Genomic DNA, 19,181 nt, shown 5'->3' on the forward strand with positions numbered 1-19,181 from the left:
GGAATTGCTTTTAAGGAGATCATGACATGGCACGCGTAAAGAGAGGCGTCACCTCGCACGCCAAGCACAAGAAGGTTCTGAAAGCCGCGAAAGGCTTCTACGGCCGCCGCAAGAACACCATCCGCATCGCCAAGCAGGCGGTGGAAAAGTCGCTGCAGTACGCTTACCGCGACCGCAAGAACCGCAAGCGCTCGTTCCGCGCGCTGTGGATCCAGCGCATCAACGCCGCGACGCACGAGCATGGCCTGACCTATGGCCGCTTCATCGACGGTTTGAACAAGGCCGGCATCGAGATCGATCGCAAGATCCTGTCCGACATGGCCATCCACGAGCCGCAGGCTTTCGCCGCCCTGGTGGCCAAGGCCAAGGTTGCTCTTGAGTACCTCAAGAACACCACTCCGAATGCTTTTGAAAGCGCTGTCGCCTAGAGCATGATGCCAAAAAGTTTCTGATTTTTTGGACAACATCATGCTCCAGGGAAATTAGCGGGGAGCGCGATCTTTTCCGAAAAGTCTGCAACTTTTCGGGATCGGGCTCCGAGCCCAGCGCTTCCCAAGCATTCGAAATTCTGATTTGGGGAACCCGCGCTGGCACGGCTGGCGCGGGTTCTTTTGTCTCTGCCTGAAAATTTCACTTTTAAAGTGACTTTCACTTAAGCCGACTTCCAACGCAGCGAGTTTGATCGTGAACGACGCAACCATTGGCCTTGATGCACTCGAAAATACCCTGATGGCTGACATCGCCTCGGCCGCCGACGAGACGTCGATCGAGGCGGTGCGCGTCTCGGCGCTTGGCAAGAAGGGCTCAATCTCGGAAATGCTGAAGACGCTCGGCGCGATGAGCGCCGAGGACCGGCAGGTGAAGGGCCCGGCGATCAATGGCCTGAAAAATCGTGTCACCGAGGCGCTGACGGCCCGCAAGGCTGAACTCAGGGATGTGGCGATCGCCGCCCGTCTGGCGGCTGAGAAGGTCGACGTGACGCTGCCGGTGCGGCAGTCGCCGGCCGAGCGCGGCCGCATCCATCCGATCAGCCAGGTCATCGACGAAATCGCCGCGATCTTCGGCGATCTCGGCTTCGCCATCGCCGAAGGACCCGATATCGAGACCGACTACTATAATTTCACCGCGCTGAATTTTCCGGAGGGCCACCCGGCACGCGAGATGCACGACACCTTCTTCTTCCAGCCGGACGAGAAGGGCGAGCGCAAGCTTTTGCGCACTCATACCTCGCCGGTGCAGATCCGCACCATGGAGAAGCAGAAGCCGCCGATCCGCATCGTCATTCCGGGCAAGACCTATCGCCAGGATTCCGACGCCACCCACTCGCCGATGTTCCATCAGGTCGAAGGGCTGGTGATCGACAGATCGGCCAACGTCGCCAACATGAAGTGGGTGCTGGAAGAGTTCTGCAAGGCCTTCTTCGAGGTGCCGCAGGTCAAGATGCGCTTTCGCCCCTCCTTCTTCCCGTTCACCGAGCCAAGCCTCGAGGTCGATATACAGTGCGACCGCTCCAGGCCCGGCGAAGTGCGCTTCGGCGAAGGCTCCGACTGGATGGAGATCCTGGGCTGCGGCATGGTGCACCCCAATGTGCTCAGGGCCGGCGGGCTCGATCCCGACGAGTACCAGGGCTTTGCCTGGGGCATGGGCATCGACCGCATCGCCATGCTGAAATACGGCATGCCCGACCTGCGCGCCTTCTTCGACGCCGATGTGCGCTGGCTGTCGCATTACGGCTTCCGGCCGCTGGACATGCCGACGCTGTTCGGAGGCCTGAGCGCGTGACGGCCCTGAAGACTCCTGCTGCCAGCTACCACGGAACAGCCCAATGAAATTCACCCTCTCCTGGCTCAAGGATCACCTTGAAACCGACGCCACGCTGGCCGAAATCGTCGAGCGGCTGACCTCGATCGGCCTCGAGGTCGAGCATGTCGACGATAAGGCGGAGCTGAAACCCTTCGTCATCGCCAAGGTGCTGACGGCGGTGCAGCATCCCGACGCCGACCGGCTGCGGGTGCTGACCGTCGATACCGGCGACGGCAAGCCGCCGGTGCAGGTCGTCTGCGGCGCGCCGAACGCCCGCGCCGGCCTGATCGGCGCCTTCGCCGCGCCCGGCACCTATGTGCCCGGCATCGACGTGACGCTGACTGTCGGCAAGATCCGTGGCGTCGAAAGCCATGGCATGATGTGTTCCGAGCGCGAGCTGGAACTGTCCGACGAGCATAATGGCATCATCGACCTGCCCGAGGATGCGCCGGTCGGCACCAGCTTTGCGTCCTATGCGCATCTCGACGATCCGGTCATCGAGATCAATCTGACGCCGAACCGGCCCGACGCCACCAGCGTCTACGGCATCGCCCGGGATCTGGCGGCGAGCGGGCTTGGCCGCCTCATCGGCGGGGCGATCATGCCGCATGTCGGCAACGGCATGTGCCCGGTGAAGGTGACGATCGAAGCGCCGGAGCTTTGCCCCGGCTTCGCCCTCAGGCTGGTCAAGGATGTCAAGAACGGCCCCTCGCCGAAATGGCTGCAGCAGCGGCTGATCGCCATTGGGCTGAGGCCGATCAGCGCGCTGGTCGATATCACCAATTACGTCACCTTCGACCGCGGACGGCCGCTGCATGTCTTCGATGCCGCCAAGGTCGCCGGCAACCTCGTGGTGCGCCGCGCCAAGAATGGCGAAAAGGTGCAGGCGCTCGACGGGCGCGAATACACGCTGACGCCGGAGATGTGTGTCATCGCGGACGACAATGGCGTCGAGTCCATTGCCGGCATCATGGGTGGCGAACACTCCGGCTGTGACGAGAACACGACGGACGTGCTGATCGAATCCGCTCTTTGGGACCCGATCACCACGGCCCGCACCGGCCGCACGCTCGGCATCATCACAGACGCACGCTATCGCTTCGAGCGCGGTGTCGACCCTGAATTCATGGTACCGGGCATCGAACTGGCGACCAAGCTGGTGATCGACTTCTGCGGCGGCACGCCGACCGAGACCGAGGTGGCCGGCTATGCCGGGCATCAGCCGAAGATCGTGTCGCTTCCGCTGTCGGAAGTGAAACGGCTGACCGGTATCGAGGTGCCAAAGGCGGAGAGCCTCGACATCCTGTCGCGTCTCGGCTTCCACGCGCAGGGATCGGGCGACGTCGTCGACGTGACCGTGCCGTCCTGGCGGCCCGATGTCGACGGCAAGGCCGATCTGGTCGAGGAGGTCATGCGCATCCATGGCGTCGACAACATCGCGCCGCAGCCGCTCGGCGCGCATGACGTGGTCAACGGCAAGATCCTGACCACGCTGCAGATCCGCACCCGTGCCGCCAAGCGTTCGCTTGCCGTGCGCGGCATGATGGAGGCCGTTACCTGGTCGTTCATCCCGGCCAAACACGCCGAACTGTTCGGCGGCGGCCAGACGGCGCTGAAGCTTGCCAACCCAATCGCCGCCGACATGTCCGACATGCGGCCCTCGCTGCTGCCGGGGCTGATTTCGGCCGCGCAGCGCAACGCCGACAAGGGCATCGGCGACGTGGCGCTGTTCGAGGTCTCGGGCACCTATGAGGGCGACGGCGCCGACCAGCAGCGGCGCGTCGCCGCCGGCGTGCGTCGCGGCACGGCAAAGCTCGACGGCTCCGGCCGCAACTGGGCCGGCAATTCGGGCCCGGTCGGCGTTTTCGATGCCAAGGCCGACGCGATCGCCGCGCTCGAAGCCTGTGGCGCGCCGGTCGACCGGCTGCAGATCGAGGCCGGCGGACCCGCCTGGTACCATCCCGGCCGCTCCGGAACGATCAAGCTTGGCCCGAAGACCGTGCTCGGCACGTTCGGCGAGTTCCATCCGAAGACGCTGGAAGGGCTCGATGTCTCGGGGCCGCTCTGCGGCTTCGAGGTGTTCGTCGACGCCGTGCCCGAGCCGAAGGCCAAGCCGACCAAGACCAAGCCCAGGCTGGACCTGTCCGCTTTCCAGGCGGTGAAGCGCGACTTCGCCTTCGTCGTCGACAAGGGAGTCGAGGCCGGCACGCTGGTACGTGCCGCGCTTGCCGCCGACAAGAAGCTGATCACGGCTGTCTCGGTCTTCGACGTGTTCGAAGGTGCGTCGCTGGGCGAAGGCAAGAAGTCGATCGCCATCGAAGTCTCGATCCAGCCGGTCGAGAAGACGTTGACCGACGAGGATTTCGAGGCGCTGGCCAAGCGCATCGTCGAGAATGTCGGCAAGCAGACGGGCGGCGTGCTGCGCGGCTGAGACTTGCGAGCGGATAGCGAATCGCTCTCCAAAGGGCGATGGACCATCTGCGTTATTCTGGGCTCTCCCTCGAGAAACAGCGTACGGCTTTTCTCGACATCGTCGCGGCTGACCCGCTGCTTGCCGAAACGCTGGCGAGGGTGCGCGCGCTTGCGCTGCCGGATTGGCTGGTGGTTTCCGGCGCGCTTTACAATAGCGTCTGGAACCACCTGACCGGCAAGCCATCGGGCTACGGCATCAGGGATGTCGACCTGTTTTATTTCGACGGTTCCGACCTGTCCTACGAGGCCGAAGACTCGGTGATCCAACGGGCGGCCAGGCATTTCGAAGGACTGCCGCTGCCGGTGGAAGTGCGCAACCAGGCGCGCGTGCACCTGTGGTATCCGGAAAAGTTCAGGCAGCCGTGCCCGCGCTATGCGAGTGCCAGCCAATCCGTCAGCTATTTTGCCTCGAAGACGCATGCGGTGGGGGTGCGGTTCGACGGGGACGGGCAGCTGGACCTCGTGGCGCCGTTCGGGCTCGACGACCTTTTTTCGTTTCGAATTACGCCCAGCCGGCTGATGGATAACCGGAAGACGCATGAGGAGAAGGGCGCGCGAGCGCGGGCGTATTGGCCGGAGATTACGGTGGTGCCGTGGTGAGCTAACAGAGTTTCAGGTTGGCGCGAGGCACCCCCCTCTGTCACAGAGGGGGGTGCCTCGCGCCAACGCCCTTTAATTCGCTGCATAAAAGGGCGCGCCCTTTTCCACCTTCACCCATTCACCAGCGCCAGCAACTCCTCCGTATAGCGCTTGCCCATAACCTTGTCGGGCGACAGCGCATCGCCGATCGCCGCGACCTCTGCCGCGCTGAGCACGATGTCAGCCGCCGCCGTATTCTGCTCCAAATGGCGGATTTTTCGCGCACCCGGGATCGGCACGATGAAGTCGCCCTGGTGCAGCACCCAGGCCAGCGCCAGCTGCGCCGAGGTGACGCCCTTCTCCATCGCTATCCTTTCCAGCGTGGCGATCACCTTGGCATTGGCTTCCATGGCGTCGGCCTGGAAGCGCGGCAAGGTGCGGCGCCAATCGTCGTCGCTCAGGGTCTCCGGCCTCGCGATGGTGCCGGTGAGCAGGCCGCGGCCGAGCGGGCTGTAGGGCACGAAGCCAATGCCCAACTCGCGGCAGACGGCGAATGTCTCGTCTTCCGGGTCGCGGCTCCACAGCGAGTATTCGCTCTGCACTGCTGATATCGGGTGCACTGCGTGTGCCCGGCGGATGGTGGCGGCACTTGCCTCCGACAGGCCAAGCGCCCGCACCTTGCCCTCGCGCACCAGCTCGGCCATGGCGCCGACCGTATCCTCGATCGGCACGTCCGGGTCGACGCGGTGCTGGTAGTAGAGGTCGATGACATCGGTGCCGAGCCGCTTCAGCGACGCCTCGGCGACGGCCTTGACGTGCTCGGGACGGCTGTCGACACCGGCCATGCGATCCATGCCGGTGCCTTCCTCCAGGATCTTGAAGCCGAATTTGGTCGCGATCGTCACCTTATCGCGAACCGATTTCAGCGCTTTGCCCAGCAGGATCTCGTTCTCGTAGGGGCCGTAGACCTCGGCCGTGTCGAAGAAGTTGACACCTATCTCGACGGCGCGGTGCAAGGTGGCGATCGCCTCGGCTTCCGGCTGGCCGCCATAGGCAAAGCTCATGCCCATGCAACCGAGGCCGACCGGATAGACTTCGAGTTCAGTTCCTAGCTTGCGGGTTTTCATCACGCATCTCCTTGTTGTGATGCCTAGGAAATAACGCCTTGCAGCACGTTCGATAATCGGCTCTTCTTCGTACGGGTCGTTCCATGAAATAGATCAATGAATCGGGCACATCTCTCACAGCTCGCGGTGCTGGCAACCGTTGCCCAATGCGGCAGTTTTCGCGGCGCGGCCAGGGAACTGGCGATAGCTCCCTCCGCGGTGAGCCACGCGGTCTCCAGCCTGGAGGCACGGCTTGGCGTGCGCCTTTTGGCGCGCAGCACACGCAGTGTCGCTCCGACCGAGGAAGGCGCACAATTGCTGGAGCGATTGCGGCCGGCGCTTTCCGAGATCGACCTGGCGCTGGAGACGGCCGTCGAGGCGCGCGACCGGCCCGCCGGGAACTTGCGGCTCAGCGTGCCGCGCACGTCAGCGCATCTGGTGCTGACGCCACGGCTCAGCGCCTTTGCATCGGCCTATCCCGACATCGTGCTGGAGATCATCATCGAGGATCGCTTCACCGACGTGGTGGCAGGCGGTTTCGATGCTGGTGTCAGGCTCGGCGAGAGCCTGCAGCGCGACATGATCGCGGTGCGCATCGGGCCGGACATTCGTGGCGCGGTGGTGGGCGCACCATCCTATTTCGAGGCCATGCCCCGGCCGCGCCACCCGCGCGACCTCGCCGAGCATCGCTGCATCCGCTTCCGCTTCTCCAGCGGCATCCTCTACCGCTGGGAATTCGAAAAGGACGGCGAGGAGGTCGAGATGGCGGTGCAAGGGCCGCTGATCCTCGACGAGGACCATCTGATCGCCCAGGCCGCGGTCGACGGCGCCGGGCTCGCCTTCGTTTTCGAGGACTATGTCCGCGCGCCGCTCGCCGACGGACGGCTGATCCGCGTGCTGGAGGACTGGTGCCCACCCTTCCAGGGATTCTTCGTCTATTACCCGAGCCGCCGCCAGATGCGGCCGGCGCTGAGGGCTTTCGTCGATTTCTTCAAGGTGGGTGGGTAGGCAACTCTCCTCCTCGTCGGCAAGGGGAAGAAAGCTGGCCGCGCCAACGTTCGCCTCGCATGCAGGCTTCAATCACCAACACCGCGACCCGCTATGGATGGGCAACCATCGTCCTCCACTGGCTGATCGGGATTATCTTCATCGGCCAGTTCATGCTCGGCTTCGTCATGGTCAGGACCCCGAGCCAACGCACGGCCTTCGAATTGATCCAGCTGCACAAATCCCTGGGCTTCCTGCTGCTGGGGCTCATCATCCTGCGTATAGCCTGGCGGCTCGGCAATGCGGCACCGCCCTTGCCGCCTTCTGTCGGCGCCCTGGAGCGCCGCTCGGCGCCGCTGGCGCATCTGGCGCTCTATGCCTTCCAGGTCGCCCTGCCCCTGTCAGGCTGGGCACTGGTGTCGGTCTCGACGCTGGAGATTCCCAGCATGCCGTTCAACCTGTTCGTCATGCCGAACCTGCCGCTCGCCGAATCCGATGCCGCCGAAAGCTTTTGGACGTCGGCACACTGGTATCTCGCCTATGCCGGCGCGGCGCTTGTCGCCCTGCATGTCGCGGCGGCCCTGCGCCATCATTTCCTGCTTCGCGACGGGGTGCTCACGCGTATGATCACGCCTTCGTCAGCCGGGGAATAGAACGCGCCTTGGTCTCGTTTGTGGGGTGAGGACGCCAGAGAGCGCTTCCTCCTAACAAGGAACAACCCAATGCGTGCGCGAATCCTCGGATTGGCGGCTGCCGCCGCCTGCCTAGCCATGCCTGTTTATGCGGCGGTCGTGCTCGGCGATGCCGCCGGCAGCTATACGATCAGCCAAACTGGCTCCGCGATCCGCTTCACCATCGGCAAGGCCGGCGGCGGAGGGTTCGACGGCGCCTTTGCCCGTTTCAAGGGCATGATCCGCATCGACAACAATGATGTCGGCCGTTCGAAGGTAGACCTGACCATCTATCCCGAAAGCGTGGGCACCGGCCAAGGCCGCATCGATGCGTTCCTGCGCTCCGACGCGGTGTTCGACGCGGCCAACAGTCCCGAAATCCAGTTCCGCTCGACCAGCGTGACCCGCACCGGCGACACGTCGGCCCTTGTCACCGGCAGGCTGACGGCGCGCGGCAAGACGTTTCCGGAAAAATTCACCGCCGAGCTCGACGGGTTGAAGGGCGGGACGATCAAATTCCATGTCACCGGCAAGGTGCTGCGCTCGCGCTACGGCATGGATGTCGGCACGCCGCTCTATTCCAACGTCGTCGATTTCGACATGACGCTGACCGGGAAAAGGGGCTAGCGCGCGGCTGAGGTGCCTGGGTTCCTTGCCCGCTTTCGTGGGGCGAGGAACCTAGCGACCTGCATTGGCTTTTCCAGCGATTTCAGGCAAACCTCCTTGCCTGTAATCTATAGGGAGAAGCGTGATGTTCCGATGGGGTGTGTTGTCGACGGCCAAGATCGGCCGCGAGCAGCTGTTGCCGGCAATCGTCGAAGCGGAGAACGGCGTGCTGTCGGCGATCGCCAGCCGCGACCTAGCGAAGGCCAAGGCATTGGGCGACCGCTTTGGCGCGCGCCATGCCTTCGGCTCCTATGAGGAGTTGCTCGCTTCCAACGAGGTCGATGGCGTCTACATCCCGTTACCGACCTCGCAGCATGTCGAATGGACTGCAAAAGCCATCGAAGCGGGCAAGCATGTGCTGGTCGAAAAGCCGCTGGCACTCGATGCCAAGGACATCGCGCCGCTGATCAAGGTGCGCGACCAGAAGAAGGTGCTGGTCTGCGAAGCCTTCATGGTTATCTACCACCCGCAGTGGATCAAGGTGCGTGATCTCATCGCCAGCGGCGCCATCGGCCGGCTGCGCCATGTGCAGGGCGCGTTTTCCTACTACAATGTCGACCCCAACAACATGCGCAACAAGCTCGATCTCGGCGGCGGCGCGCTGCCCGACATCGGCGTCTACCCGACCGTGTCGACACGCTTCTCGACCGGCAAGGAGCCGCTGCGCGTACAGGCGACGATCGAGCGCGACAAGACATTCGGCACCGACATCTATTCGTCGATCCGCGCCGATTTCGGCGATTTCGAACTGTCCTTCTACCTGTCGACGCAGATGGCGGCGCGGCAGGTGATGGTGTTCCACGGCGAGAAGGGTTTCATCGAACTGTTCTCGCCCTTCAATGCCGGGCTCTACGACCATCACCGCGTCGAACTGCACAACCAGAACCACACCGAGGCGCAGGTGTTCCGCTTCCCCGGGACGCAGCAATACAGGCTCGAGGTCGAGACCTTCGCGCGGGCAGCTCTGGGCGGCAAGGAGCGCGTCTTCACGCTGGAAGAATCCGTGCTCAACCAGAAAGTCATCGACGCCATCTTCCGCGCCGGCGACGCAGGCGGCTGGGAGACCGTCTGAAAGCCGTATTACATAGCCGGCTAATCCTGGGGAGGAAAAATGGCTGACGACGCGGATGTGATCATTGTCGGCGCCGGCCTTGCCGGACTGGTTGCCGCCGCCGAGCTTGCGGAAGCGGGCAAGAAAATCATCATCGTCGACCAGGAGCCGGAGCAATCGCTGGGCGGCCAGGCGTTCTGGTCGTTCGGCGGGCTTTTCCTCGTCGATTCACAGGAGCAGCGGCGCATGCGCATCCGCGACTCCCATGACCTGGCGCTCGAGGACTGGATGGGCACCGCCGCCTTCGACCGGCCGGAAGACCACTGGCCACGCAAATGGGCCGAGGCCTATGTCGGCTTCGCCGCCGGCGAGAAGCGCTCCTGGCTGATCGAGCGCGGCCTGAAATTCTTTCCTGTCGTCGGCTGGGCCGAGCGCGGCGGCGGCAACGCCATCGGCCATGGCAATTCGGTACCGCGCTTCCACATCACCTGGGGCACCGGTCCCGGCGTGCTCGAGCCTTTCGTGCTGCGCGTGCGCGAGGCGCAAAAGCGGGGATTGATCGACTTCAGGTTTCGTCACCGGGTCAATGCCCTGACGCGGACGGGTGCAGCCGTGACCGGCGTACAGGGCGACATCCTGCAACCGAGTCCTGTCGAGCGCGGCCACAAGAGCCCGCGCGAGGTATCAGGCGATTTCGCATTGCAAGCGCAGGCGGTGATCGTCGCCTCCGGCGGCATTGGCGCCAACCATCGGCTGGTGCGGGAAAACTGGCCCACGCGGCTGGGCAACGCGCCGCAGCGCATGATCACCGGCGTGCCGGACCACGTCGACGGCCGCATGCTGGCCATATCGGAACAGGCCGGCGGCAGGGTCATCAACCGCGACCGCATGTGGCACTATGTCGAGGGCATCAAGAACTGGGCGCCGATCTGGACAGACCATGCGATCCGCATCCTGCCCGGCCCATCCTCGCTGTGGCTCGATGCCCGGGGAAAACGCCTGCCAGTGCCACTCTATCCCGGCTTCGACACGCTGGGCACGCTCAGCCACATCATGAGCACCGGCTTCGATTATTCCTGGTTCATCCTGACGAAAAAGATCATCCAGAAGGAATTCGCGCTGTCGGGCTCGGAGCAGAACCCGGACCTGACGGGAAAAAGCTGGCGCCAGGTGCTCGGCCGCGCCACGAGCGGCATCCCCGGCCCGGTCAAGGCGTTCATGGAAAAGGGCGAGGACTTCATCGTCGAGGCCGATCTTTCGAAACTGGTCGCGCGCATGAACGCGCTGGCCGGCGGCGAACCGCTGCTTGACGCCGCAACGGTCGAACGCGAGATCCGCGCCCGCGACATGCAACTCGACAATCCGTTCTCCAAGGACATGCAGGTCACCGCGCTGCGCGGCGCGCGCGCCTATCTCGGCGACCGCCTGATCCGCACGGCAAAGCCACACAAGATGCTCGACCCGGCGAACGGACCGCTGATCGCGGTGCGCCTCAACATCCTGACCCGCAAGACGCTGGGCGGCCTGCAGACCGATCTCGACAGCCGCGTGCTCGATGCCGGCGGCCAGCCGGTGCCGGGCCTCTATGCGGTCGGTGAAGTGGCGGGCTTCGGCGGCGGCGGCGTGCATGGCTACGCGGCGCTCGAGGGCACGTTCCTGGGGGGCTGTATCTTCTCGGGCCGCAGCGCCGGCCGGGCGGCGGCACGTTCGGTGGGGTGAGACAGCGGCGTGTTGCCGGCACTTGGCTGAGCCGCTGCCATCGACCGTGCACCCAATAAACCGCGGTTTAGGAGATTTGGCGCGCCCGAAGAGATTCGAACTCCTGACCCCCAGATTCGTAGTCTGGTGCTCTATCCAGCTGAGCTACGGGCGCGCATCAGGCCATGTTTTCGACAGCCCCGCGATCCGGTCCGAAAGACCGGCCGCGAATGTGTGCAGTTCCCTAACGACTGAATTCGCGAAAAGCAAGCCGATCCGGCAAAAGTTTTGTCGCAAGCCTGTCATGCGGCGATGCCGGCGCTCATCCCGGCACTTCGAGCCGCTGTGACTGGCCTGATCCTGGCGATCGGGAACTGTTGGAGAGAGCGACGGGTCCGCAAGGTGGTAATCTCGGGAAACGGGACGGAAGCCGTCAGGCTGGGCGGCGCAGGCTGCCACGGGCCTGGTCGAGCCGCACCGGCTGGTCGGGGATGGTGACGGCGAATGTGGTGCGCCCGCCGATCGATTCGACCAATTCCACCGTGCCGCCATGCGCCCGGATCAGTTCATGCGCGATCGCCAGGCCAAGACCGGTGCCGCCGCTGCGCGCCGAGCCGCGGAAGGCCGCGAACAGGTTTTCGCGCGCCTTCGGCGGCAGGCCGGGGCCGGTGTCGGTGACGGCGATGCGGCTGACGCTGCCCATGCGCTCGGCCGAGACCGCCAGCCGCCGCACCACGGCGCTTTCGGTATCGGCCGCCATCGCCTGCACCGAGTTGCGGCAAAGGTTGGTGAGCACCCGGAAGAGCTGGTCGGAATCGGCATCCACCTCGAAAGCCATCTCGACTGCGTTGATGAACTCGATGCCTTGCTCGATGTCGAGCAGGCCGTGCACGTCCTCGACAAGTTGGCGCAGCCTCACCCTGCGGCGCGACGGCGGCGGCTCCTGCGTGCGGCCGTAGTGGAGCACGCCCTCCGAATAGGAGACGGCGCGGTCGAGCGCGCGCAGAAGCTTCGGCGCAAAGGCCTGCACGGTCGGATCCTTGACCAGGCGCAGGCGGTCCGACATCAGCTGGGCGGAGGCCAGGATGTTGCGCATGTCGTGGTTGATCTTCGACACGGCGAGACCGAGGTCGGCCAGATGCTTCTGCTCGGCCAGCATCTTTTGCAGCCGCTCCTGCATCTGCGACAGTTCGCGCTCGGCCACTCCGATCTCGTCGGAACGAGCAGCGGGGCGGATGATCCGTCCAGGGTCGTCGGGAGCTTCCGAGAAGGAGAGCATCGAGCGCGTCATGGTGCGGATCGGCCCGATCATGATCAGGTCGATCGCCGCATAGACCAGCATGGCCGTGAATAGCGAGATCAATAGCGACACGAAAGCGACGTTGCGCGAATAGATGAGCATGGCCTTGCGGAGCGAGTAGTCCGGCATGATCAGCTCGAACTCCTTGTCGCTGTCGCCGACCGGCCCGAAGACGCGCAGCATCCTGTCGCCGCCGAAAAAAAGCGTATCCAGCGCGCCGGTCATGCCCTTGACCATGCCGACGCTGGCGAGATCGATGTGTTCGTCGACCTGCGGCGGCATGTCGGCCACCACCAGAAGCCGCGACACGCCGCCGTCGCGCACCGCGATCGCCTTGGCGCCGATCGCCATCAGCACGTCATTCTGGGCCGTACGCGACAGCGAGGTCGACTCGCCCTGCACCAGCACGATCGACACGGCTGCGGCCGTGCTCAGCCTCTCCTTGAGCCAGCTCAGCCGGTAGCTGGCGATCCAGGGCAGGAAGATGAGCACTTCGGCCAGCAGCACGAAAACGATGGTGAGCAGCAGCAGCTTCGTCGACAGACCACGCGACAGCGGTACCGTGCGGACAGCGGCTGACGCCGGTCCGGTCCCTTCGCCTGCTTGGCTGGCTTCGCTCATGCGACTCGATCTTCACAATCACTTGATCAGCCAAGATTAGGCGATTACGGCTTTTTTGCCAATTTCTCCATTGGTCGGAAAAATAGATGCTCCAAAACAGGTGCGTCTTTAGGGCGCCGACGCCGGATTGACTTCCAAAACCCTTCTTTCTATAAGCCCGCTCACGCTCGGGCCATTCGTCCCGGCGCGGTTTCGATCGCGCCAAAACCGGCCCGGCAAAGCTCCTGTTACAAAGTGACAGAATCAAGAAGGGCCGCACCCCGCGGTATTAAAACAAATGAAGCGTACCTACCAACCGTCCAAACTCGTCCGCAAACGCCGGCACGGCTTCCGTGCCCGCATGGCCACCAAGGGTGGCCGTGGCGTCGTCGCAGCTCGCCGCAACCGCGGCCGCAAGCGGCTCAGCGCCTAAGCGAGACGAGATCGTTGCCCGCAACCGGCAAGCCAGTGGGGCAAAATCCCGAGCGGCTTCTGAAACGCGCGGAATTCCTGGCCGTCCGTCGTGGTGAAAAGCGACGCGGACGGTTTTTCCTCGTCGAGGTCCTCGACCGCGGCGATGGCGGGGTGCCGCGCGTCGGCTACACCGTCACCAAGAAGGTCGGCAACGCCGTTGTGCGCAACCGCGTCAGGCGCCGGCTGAAAGAAGCCGTCCGCGTCCATGCCGCAGATGACATGGTGCCCGGCAATGATTATGTCATCGTCGGGCGCGATGATGCGCTGCGCGCCCCTTTCGGCCAGTTGAAGGCCGAACTCTCCCGCCGACTTCGCGGAACACGATAGGCCAAGGGCTCTCGATGGAAAACAACCGGAACTTCTTCATCACCATCGCCCTGTCGGTGCTGATCCTGGCGGTATGGCAGTACTTCTACGTGCTGCCGCGCAGCGAGGCGCAGCGCGAGGCCGCCAAGATCGAGCAGCAGCGCGTCGAGGAACAGAAGAAGGCGGCCGATGCGGCCAATCCGGGCGCATCGACACCGGCCCCAGGCGCGACCACCCCGGGCGCCATTCCCAACGCGCCCGGTGGTGACGTGGTCACCGTGGCCGGCCGCGATCAGGCGCTGGCGGCATCCAAGCGCGTCAAGATCGACACGCCGAGCCTCGAGGGCTCGATCAATTTGACCGGCGCGCGGCTCGACGACCTCAAGCTCAAGCACTACACCGAGACGGTCGACAAGAATTCGCCCGAGATCGAGCTGCTCAACCCGCAGGCGCTGCCCACCGGCTATTTCGCCGAGATCGGCTTTGTCGGCAACGACAAGACCGGCGCGGTGCCGGGTGCGGAGACGGTGTGGAGCGTGGACGGCAATCCGACGCTAACCCCGTCGACGCCGGTGACGCTCACCTACACCAATGACAAGGGCCTGACCTTCAAGCGCACCTTCTCCGTCGACGCAAACTACATGTTCACCGTGTCGGACACGGTGCAGAATTCCGGCTCGAGCGCGGTTTCGCTGTTCAACTATGGCCGTGTCACGCGCTACGACAAGCCGGCCGTCGCCAGCACCTATGTGCTGCATGAAGGCCTGATCGGCTTCACCGGCACGGAAGGCCTGCAGGAGCACAAATACGCGTCGGTCGAGAAGGACAAGCAGTACCAGCCTGGCAAGTCTACCGACGGCTGGCTCGGCATCACCGACAAATATTGGGCCGTCACGCTGGTGCCGACCGAGAAGCAGCCGTTCCAGCCGCGCTATGCGTATTTCGAGGATGGCCGCCACCGTTACCAGTCCGACTTCCTGACCGACCCGATCAATGTCGAGGCCGGCCAGTCGGCGACCGTCGAGACCGAAATCTTCGCCGGCGCCAAGGAAGTCGGCAAGATCAACGCCTATGCCGAAGACCGCCATATCAAGCGGTTCGACCTTTTGATCGACTGGGGCTGGTTCCACTTCATCACCAAGCCGATGTTCTGGCTGATCGACACGCTCTACAAGTTCCTCGGCAATTTCGGCCTGGCGATCCTGGCCACCACCGTCATCGTGAAGGCCATTTTCTTCCCGCTCGCCAACAAGTCCTACGCGTCGATGGCGAACATGAAGAAGGTGCAGCCCAAGATGCTCGAGATCCGCGAGAAATACGCGGACGACAAGATGAAGCAGCAGCAGGCGATGATGGAGCTGTACAAGACCGAGAAGATCAATCCGCTCGCCGGCTGCTGGCCGGTGGCGCTGCAGATCCCGGTCTTCTTCTCCCTCTACAAGGTGCTCTACATCACCATCGAGATGCGGCATGCGCCGTTCTTCGGCTGGATCCAGGATCTGGCCGCGCCCGATCCGACCTCGATCTTCAACCTGTTCGGGCTGGTTCCGGTCACGCTGCCGCATATGCTGATGATCGGTGTGTGGCCGCTGATCATGGGCGTCACCATGTTCCTGCAGATGCGCATGAACCCGACGCCGCCGGACCCGACGCAGGCTGCGATCTTCACCTGGATGCCGGTCATCTTCACCTTCATGATGGCCGGATTCCCGGCGGGTCTCGTCATCTACTGGGCCTGGAACAACACGCTGTCGATCCTGCAGCAGGGCGTGATCATGAAGCGCCAGGGCGCCAAGATCGAGTTGTGGGACAATCTGGTGGCGCTGTTCCGCAAGAAACCGTCACCGGCGGAATAGCCGGCGCCTCTTTGGCAAGAGAGCCCGCCCCAGCGACTGAGCCATAAAGTTGGACGGTCTCGGCAAGCAAACAGATTTGACGGCTGGGTCCTGTGTTCTACAGGGCCCAGCCTTTTAGTTTCAGCGATGCAGCGTGCGATGCGGTGGTCCGGCACGCGATAAGGACAGGCACCGAGCCGACATTTCCTGGTCTCGGTCATAGCCGGCAAATCAGCCGACCCGCTTTCGGATTGTCCCGCATGGAACTTATCCTGCGTTCAAGAGTTCGCGCAAAAGGCTTCCTAAGCTCCCGCGTGGAGAGGATCAGGTCGGCGCGCCCATCCAAATTCAAGGCAGTGCAGTAGATCGACCTCATCACATGCTACTTGCAGAGAGGCATTCCGATGAGCAGCAACATTCACCCAAAGACGGCCAAGCCCACCAACAAGGATTTGAAGCAGAATCCCGGAATCGGCGCCTCCAGGGGCACGATCAAGGGAGGCAATCTTCTCGACGAGGACGAGGAACTGGACGGCGAGAACACTTTCAAGGGAGATGTCGATAACGACACCACGCCGCAAGGCGGCGTCAATCCCCGACAGACCGGGCGAACCAACCAATAAGCCTGCGCGATCGACGTGGGCTGCCGAGGAAGACCGGATGGTCTGCCGGAGCCGGGAGAGCGAATGCCACCGAAACGCCTTCGCTCTTCAGATGACATCACGTCGATCCGATCAATCGCCTGATTGGAGGCTCTCATGCTGGATTTCGAGCACGCCAGGCATCGGATGGTGGAGGCGCACATCGCGCGCCGTGGAGTGCATGACAGGCGGGTTCTGAATGCGGTACGCCGGGTTGCGCGAGAGCAATTCGTCGACGAGGGTTTCGAGGAATTCGCCTATGAGGACAGCCCGCTGCCGATCGGCAGCGGACAGACGATCTCGCAACCCTTCATCGTGGCGAAAATGGCGGAGATGGCCGAGATCGAGGCGACCGATCGCGTGCTGGAAATCGGCACCGGCTCGGGCTACGCGGCGGCCGTGCTGGCCGAACTTGCTGAACACGTCTTCACTATAGAGCGGCATCGATCGCTCGCGCAGCAGGCGGAGCGGCGGCTCAATGCCGCCGGTTATCGAAATATCGAGGTCAGGGTCGGCGACGGCACAAAAGGCTGGCAGGAAAAGGCACCCTTTGACGCCATCGTCGTCGCGGCCGCCGGAACGTCCATCCCCCTCGGCTTGCAGGAGCAGTTGGAGATCGGCGGCAGGCTGATCATCCCGGTCGGTGAAGACCTCTACTCCCAGCGGCTCGTTCGCGTCACGCGGATCGCTGCAAACAAGTTCGAGGAGGAGGACCTCGGTGGTGTCATGTTCGTGCCGCTGATCGGCGAGCATGGCTGGCACGACGAAAACGCATCGGTGCGCGAGGCGCGCGCTCCTCCATTGCCGCAGCAAATTGCGCGGGCGGCCGAAGATTTGCCGCAGATCGACGATCCGGCCTTCGGCGCAATGTTCGATCGGTTCGGCAGCCGACGCGTCGTCCTGCTCGGGGAGGCGAGCCACGGCACTTCGGAGTTTTATCGTGCCCGTGCGGCTGTCACCCGACGCCTCCTCCAGCGACACGGCTTCACCATCGTGGCCGTCGAGGCGGACTGGCCGGATGCGGCGCAGATCAACCGGTATGTTCGCGGAGGGGAGCGGCGGTCGGATGCGCAGCCGCTCTTCCAGCGCTTCCCGACCTGGATGTGGCGCAACGCCGAGGTGTCTGAATTCATCGGCTGGCTGCGTGAATACAACCGGGATGTGCCCGGTCATGCGCGGAAAGCAGGTTTCTATGGGCTCGATCTCTACAATATGAGCGGCTCGATCGCCACGGTGCTTGCCTATCTGGACAAGGTCGATCCCGAAGCGGCCGCCGTCGCGCGCGAGCGCTATGGCTGTCTGATGCCCTGGCAGAACGAGCCCAGCACCTACGGACGCGCGGCGCTGCGGCCGGGCTACAGAACCTGCGAAGAGGCCGTTGTGCGACAGTGCATGGATCTGTTCGAGCGATCCATGATGGAGGGCGACGGCGATCTCCTCGACGCCAAGCAGAGTGCACGTCTGGTCGCATCGGCCGAGCGCTACTACCGCGTGATGTATTATGGTGGCGCCGAGACCTGGAACCTCCGCGATCGGCACATGTTCGAAACGCTCGATCAACTTCTCGAAGCGCATGGGCCGAAGTCGAAGGCCGTGGTGTGGGCGCATAACTCGCATATCGGGGACGCGCGGCATACCGACATGGGCACTGTCCGTGACGAGTTGAACATCGGCCAGCTCTGCCGGGAGCGCTTCGGTGCCCAGACGGCGCTGATCGGCTTCGGGACGGATACCGGTACCGTCGCCTGTGCCTCGGATTGGGACCGTGAGATGGAGGTAAAGGACGTAAATCCGTCGCTGCCGGGCAGCTTCGAGCGGCTGTGTCACGAGAGCGGCAAACCGTCGTTCCTGCTGGATTTTGAGCGCCATGGCCAGCTCGGCGCCGACCTGGCGGCGCCGAGGCCGGAACGCTATATCGGCGTCATCTACAGGCCGGAGACTGAACGGCTCAGCCATTACATGGACTCGTCCGTCTCCCGCCAGTTCGACGCCTTCGTCTGGTTCGATCGAACGTCCGCGGTCACGCCGCTCAGCAAGCCGGCCGACAGCATCGGCAAGGTACCGGATACATTTCCCTTCGGCATCTGAATGTCCGGGACTCACTTCCAGCGCCTGACGGTCGGCCTGTCCTCAATCGCGCGGCCCGTTGAAAAAGCCTGGTTCGTCCAGATATTTTCTTTGGGCAGGCCTCCATTCACGTTCCCGTGATCGGCGAAACTGCGAGCACTCGCGCGGCGTGACTGCTTGTGCGTTTCCAAAGGCTATCAATTCCGATCAGCCCTCACCCGGAGGAAGACCACATGCGCTTGCCCACATTCAGGACCATCGCCGTATCAGCCCTTGTCGCCGGCATGGCGATTGCCGCCCCAGCCTACGCCAAGAACCCGAATGTCGGCGGCGCGCCGATGTACGCCACCAAGAACATCGTGCAGAACGCGGTCAAGTCGAAGGATCACACAACGCTGGTCGCCGCCGTCAAGGCCGCCGGCCTGGTCGACACGTTGCAAAGCGCGGGTCCGTTCACCGTGTTTGCCCCGACCAACGAGGCTTTCGCCGCACTGCCGGCCGGCACCGTCGATAGGCTGCTCAAGCCCGAGAACAAGGACAAGCTCACCAAGGTGCTGACCGCGCATGTCGTGGCTGGCAAGATTTCAGGCGCCGAGATGATGAAGAAGGCCAAGGCGATGGGCGGCAAATACGAGATGAAGGCCGTCTCGGGCGACACGCTCACGGCCGAGATCAAGAAAGGCAAGCTCTACATCATGGACGAGTCCGGCGGCGAGGCGAAGGTGACGATCGCCGACGTCAACCAGTCGAACGGCGTCATTCACGTCGTCAACAAGGTGCTGTTGCCGAAGTAACGGCTTCCGGCGAAAGGGGGCGTTGGCAGACCGTTGGGGCTTTCTCGGTCCGCCATCCCCGCCTCGTGACGAGGTGCCATGTTTCTTGGGAAGCCGTATCGGCGAGGCCGGGGTCCTGTCGTCCCTCACAG

17 protein-coding genes and 1 tRNA gene are annotated in these 19,181 nt (G+C 63.7%); 15 read left to right on the forward strand and 3 right to left on the reverse strand.

The annotated features are described in order from the left end of the window. Positions 1-26: 26 nt before the first annotated feature. The 4 genes from rplT to LB554_RS08395 all read left to right on the forward strand — a co-directional run bounded on the left by rplT (position 27) and on the right by LB554_RS08395 (position 4,875). Positions 27-428, forward strand: a complete 402-nt coding sequence (rplT, locus tag LB554_RS08380) for a 50S ribosomal protein L20 (protein ID WP_006201247.1) — start codon at positions 27-29, stop codon at positions 426-428. 301 nt (positions 429-729) lie between these two features. After that, positions 730-1,782: a phenylalanine--tRNA ligase subunit alpha gene (gene pheS, locus LB554_RS08385; RefSeq protein ID WP_224584098.1), complete on the forward strand. Its 1,053-nt coding sequence runs from the start codon at positions 730-732 to the stop codon at positions 1,780-1,782. A gap of 43 nt (positions 1,783-1,825) precedes the next feature. Next, positions 1,826-4,234, forward strand: coding sequence for a phenylalanine--tRNA ligase subunit beta (gene pheT / locus LB554_RS08390; protein ID WP_224584099.1), 2,409 nt, complete (start codon positions 1,826-1,828; stop codon positions 4,232-4,234). 38 nt (positions 4,235-4,272) lie between these two features. Then, complete coding sequence (locus LB554_RS08395) at positions 4,273-4,875, forward strand: nucleotidyltransferase family protein (protein ID WP_224584100.1); 603 nt, start codon at positions 4,273-4,275, stop codon at positions 4,873-4,875. Positions 4,876-4,985: 110 nt separating this feature from the next. Here LB554_RS08395 and LB554_RS08400 read toward each other — a convergent pair whose 3' ends face one another. Continuing rightward, positions 4,986-5,981 (reverse strand): aldo/keto reductase, encoded by a 996-nt coding sequence (locus tag LB554_RS08400; RefSeq protein WP_224584101.1) that lies wholly within the window; start codon positions 5,979-5,981, stop codon positions 4,986-4,988. 96 nt (positions 5,982-6,077) lie between these two features. On the opposite strand from LB554_RS08400, the gene LB554_RS08405 reads away from it, so the two are divergent. The 5 genes from LB554_RS08405 (at position 6,078) to LB554_RS08425 (ending at position 11,054) form a co-directional block, all read left to right on the forward strand. Next, positions 6,078-6,968, forward strand: a complete 891-nt coding sequence (locus LB554_RS08405) for a LysR family transcriptional regulator (RefSeq protein WP_015314384.1) — start codon at positions 6,078-6,080, stop codon at positions 6,966-6,968. A 59-nt stretch (positions 6,969-7,027) separates the two neighbouring features. Then, positions 7,028-7,600: a cytochrome b gene (locus tag LB554_RS08410; RefSeq protein WP_015314385.1), complete on the forward strand. Its 573-nt coding sequence runs from the start codon at positions 7,028-7,030 to the stop codon at positions 7,598-7,600. 69 nt (positions 7,601-7,669) lie between these two features. Continuing rightward, positions 7,670-8,245, forward strand: a complete 576-nt coding sequence (locus LB554_RS08415) for a YceI family protein (protein ID WP_015314386.1) — start codon at positions 7,670-7,672, stop codon at positions 8,243-8,245. Positions 8,246-8,369: 124 nt separating this feature from the next. Then, a complete protein-coding gene (locus tag LB554_RS08420; RefSeq protein ID WP_224584102.1) occupies positions 8,370-9,356 on the forward strand; it encodes a Gfo/Idh/MocA family protein in 987 nt (328 codons plus the stop codon). A gap of 39 nt (positions 9,357-9,395) precedes the next feature. Next, complete coding sequence (locus LB554_RS08425) at positions 9,396-11,054, forward strand: FAD-binding dehydrogenase (protein ID WP_140824183.1); 1,659 nt, start codon at positions 9,396-9,398, stop codon at positions 11,052-11,054. Between the two features lie 77 nt (positions 11,055-11,131). Here the strand turns inward: LB554_RS08425 and LB554_RS08430 are convergent. Then, a tRNA-Arg gene (locus tag LB554_RS08430) sits at positions 11,132-11,208 on the reverse strand. A gap of 258 nt (positions 11,209-11,466) precedes the next feature. Continuing rightward, a complete protein-coding gene (locus LB554_RS08435; RefSeq protein ID WP_015314389.1) occupies positions 11,467-12,954 on the reverse strand; it encodes an ATP-binding protein in 1,488 nt (495 codons plus the stop codon). A gap of 277 nt (positions 12,955-13,231) precedes the next feature. Between LB554_RS08435 and rpmH the strand changes: the two genes are divergently transcribed. The 6 genes from rpmH (at position 13,232) to LB554_RS08465 (ending at position 19,050) form a co-directional block, all read left to right on the forward strand. Continuing rightward, positions 13,232-13,366 carry a 50S ribosomal protein L34 gene (gene rpmH / locus LB554_RS08440; RefSeq protein WP_008833937.1) on the forward strand — a complete coding sequence of 45 codons (135 nt, stop codon included), beginning with the start codon at positions 13,232-13,234 and terminating at the stop codon, positions 13,364-13,366. Between the two features lie 14 nt (positions 13,367-13,380). Beyond that, complete coding sequence (gene rnpA, locus LB554_RS08445) at positions 13,381-13,734, forward strand: ribonuclease P protein component (protein WP_015314390.1); 354 nt, start codon at positions 13,381-13,383, stop codon at positions 13,732-13,734. A 14-nt stretch (positions 13,735-13,748) separates the two neighbouring features. Next, entirely contained in the window at positions 13,749-15,569 is a 1,821-nt protein-coding gene (gene yidC / locus LB554_RS08450; protein WP_140615174.1) for a membrane protein insertase YidC, read from the forward strand. A 383-nt stretch (positions 15,570-15,952) separates the two neighbouring features. Further along, a complete protein-coding gene (locus tag LB554_RS08455; protein ID WP_015314392.1) occupies positions 15,953-16,171 on the forward strand; it encodes a hypothetical protein in 219 nt (72 codons plus the stop codon). Between the two features lie 135 nt (positions 16,172-16,306). Continuing rightward, positions 16,307-18,277, forward strand: coding sequence for a protein-L-isoaspartate(D-aspartate) O-methyltransferase (locus LB554_RS08460; protein WP_224584103.1), 1,971 nt, complete (start codon positions 16,307-16,309; stop codon positions 18,275-18,277). Positions 18,278-18,489: 212 nt separating this feature from the next. Further along, a complete protein-coding gene (locus tag LB554_RS08465; protein WP_224584104.1) occupies positions 18,490-19,050 on the forward strand; it encodes a fasciclin domain-containing protein in 561 nt (186 codons plus the stop codon). Positions 19,051-19,181: the final 131 nt, after the last annotated feature.

The sequence above is a fragment of the Mesorhizobium sp. CO1-1-11 genome, assembly GCF_020164995.1.
GTDB lineage: Bacteria > Pseudomonadota > Alphaproteobacteria > Rhizobiales > Rhizobiaceae > Mesorhizobium > Mesorhizobium australicum.

What these genes read in the sequence shown, in the direction of transcription:
- LB554_RS08415 (WP_015314386.1), top strand. Translation starts at nt 7,670, where the DNA reads ATGCGTGCGCGAATCCTCGGATTGGCGGCTGCCGCCGCCTGCCTAGCC.
- LB554_RS08455 (WP_015314392.1), top strand. Translation starts at nt 15,953, where the DNA reads ATGAGCAGCAACATTCACCCAAAGACGGCCAAGCCCACCAACAAGGAT.
- yidC (WP_140615174.1), top strand. Translation starts at nt 13,749, where the DNA reads ATGGAAAACAACCGGAACTTCTTCATCACCATCGCCCTGTCGGTGCTG.
- pheS (WP_224584098.1), top strand. Translation starts at nt 730, where the DNA reads ATGGCTGACATCGCCTCGGCCGCCGACGAGACGTCGATCGAGGCGGTG.
- LB554_RS08425 (WP_140824183.1), top strand. Translation starts at nt 9,396, where the DNA reads ATGGCTGACGACGCGGATGTGATCATTGTCGGCGCCGGCCTTGCCGGA.
- rplT (WP_006201247.1), top strand. Translation starts at nt 27, where the DNA reads ATGGCACGCGTAAAGAGAGGCGTCACCTCGCACGCCAAGCACAAGAAG.
- LB554_RS08420 (WP_224584102.1), top strand. Translation starts at nt 8,370, where the DNA reads ATGTTCCGATGGGGTGTGTTGTCGACGGCCAAGATCGGCCGCGAGCAG.
- LB554_RS08410 (WP_015314385.1), top strand. Translation starts at nt 7,028, where the DNA reads ATGCAGGCTTCAATCACCAACACCGCGACCCGCTATGGATGGGCAACC.
- rpmH (WP_008833937.1), top strand. Translation starts at nt 13,232, where the DNA reads ATGAAGCGTACCTACCAACCGTCCAAACTCGTCCGCAAACGCCGGCAC.
- LB554_RS08465 (WP_224584104.1), top strand. Translation starts at nt 18,490, where the DNA reads ATGCGCTTGCCCACATTCAGGACCATCGCCGTATCAGCCCTTGTCGCC.
- LB554_RS08400 (WP_224584101.1), bottom strand. Translation starts at nt 5,981, where the DNA reads ATGAAAACCCGCAAGCTAGGAACTGAACTCGAAGTCTATCCGGTCGGC.
- LB554_RS08395 (WP_224584100.1), top strand. Translation starts at nt 4,273, where the DNA reads ATGGACCATCTGCGTTATTCTGGGCTCTCCCTCGAGAAACAGCGTACG.
- LB554_RS08405 (WP_015314384.1), top strand. Translation starts at nt 6,078, where the DNA reads ATGAATCGGGCACATCTCTCACAGCTCGCGGTGCTGGCAACCGTTGCC.
- LB554_RS08435 (WP_015314389.1), bottom strand. Translation starts at nt 12,954, where the DNA reads ATGAGCGAAGCCAGCCAAGCAGGCGAAGGGACCGGACCGGCGTCAGCC.
- pheT (WP_224584099.1), top strand. Translation starts at nt 1,826, where the DNA reads ATGAAATTCACCCTCTCCTGGCTCAAGGATCACCTTGAAACCGACGCC.
- LB554_RS08460 (WP_224584103.1), top strand. Translation starts at nt 16,307, where the DNA reads ATGCTGGATTTCGAGCACGCCAGGCATCGGATGGTGGAGGCGCACATC.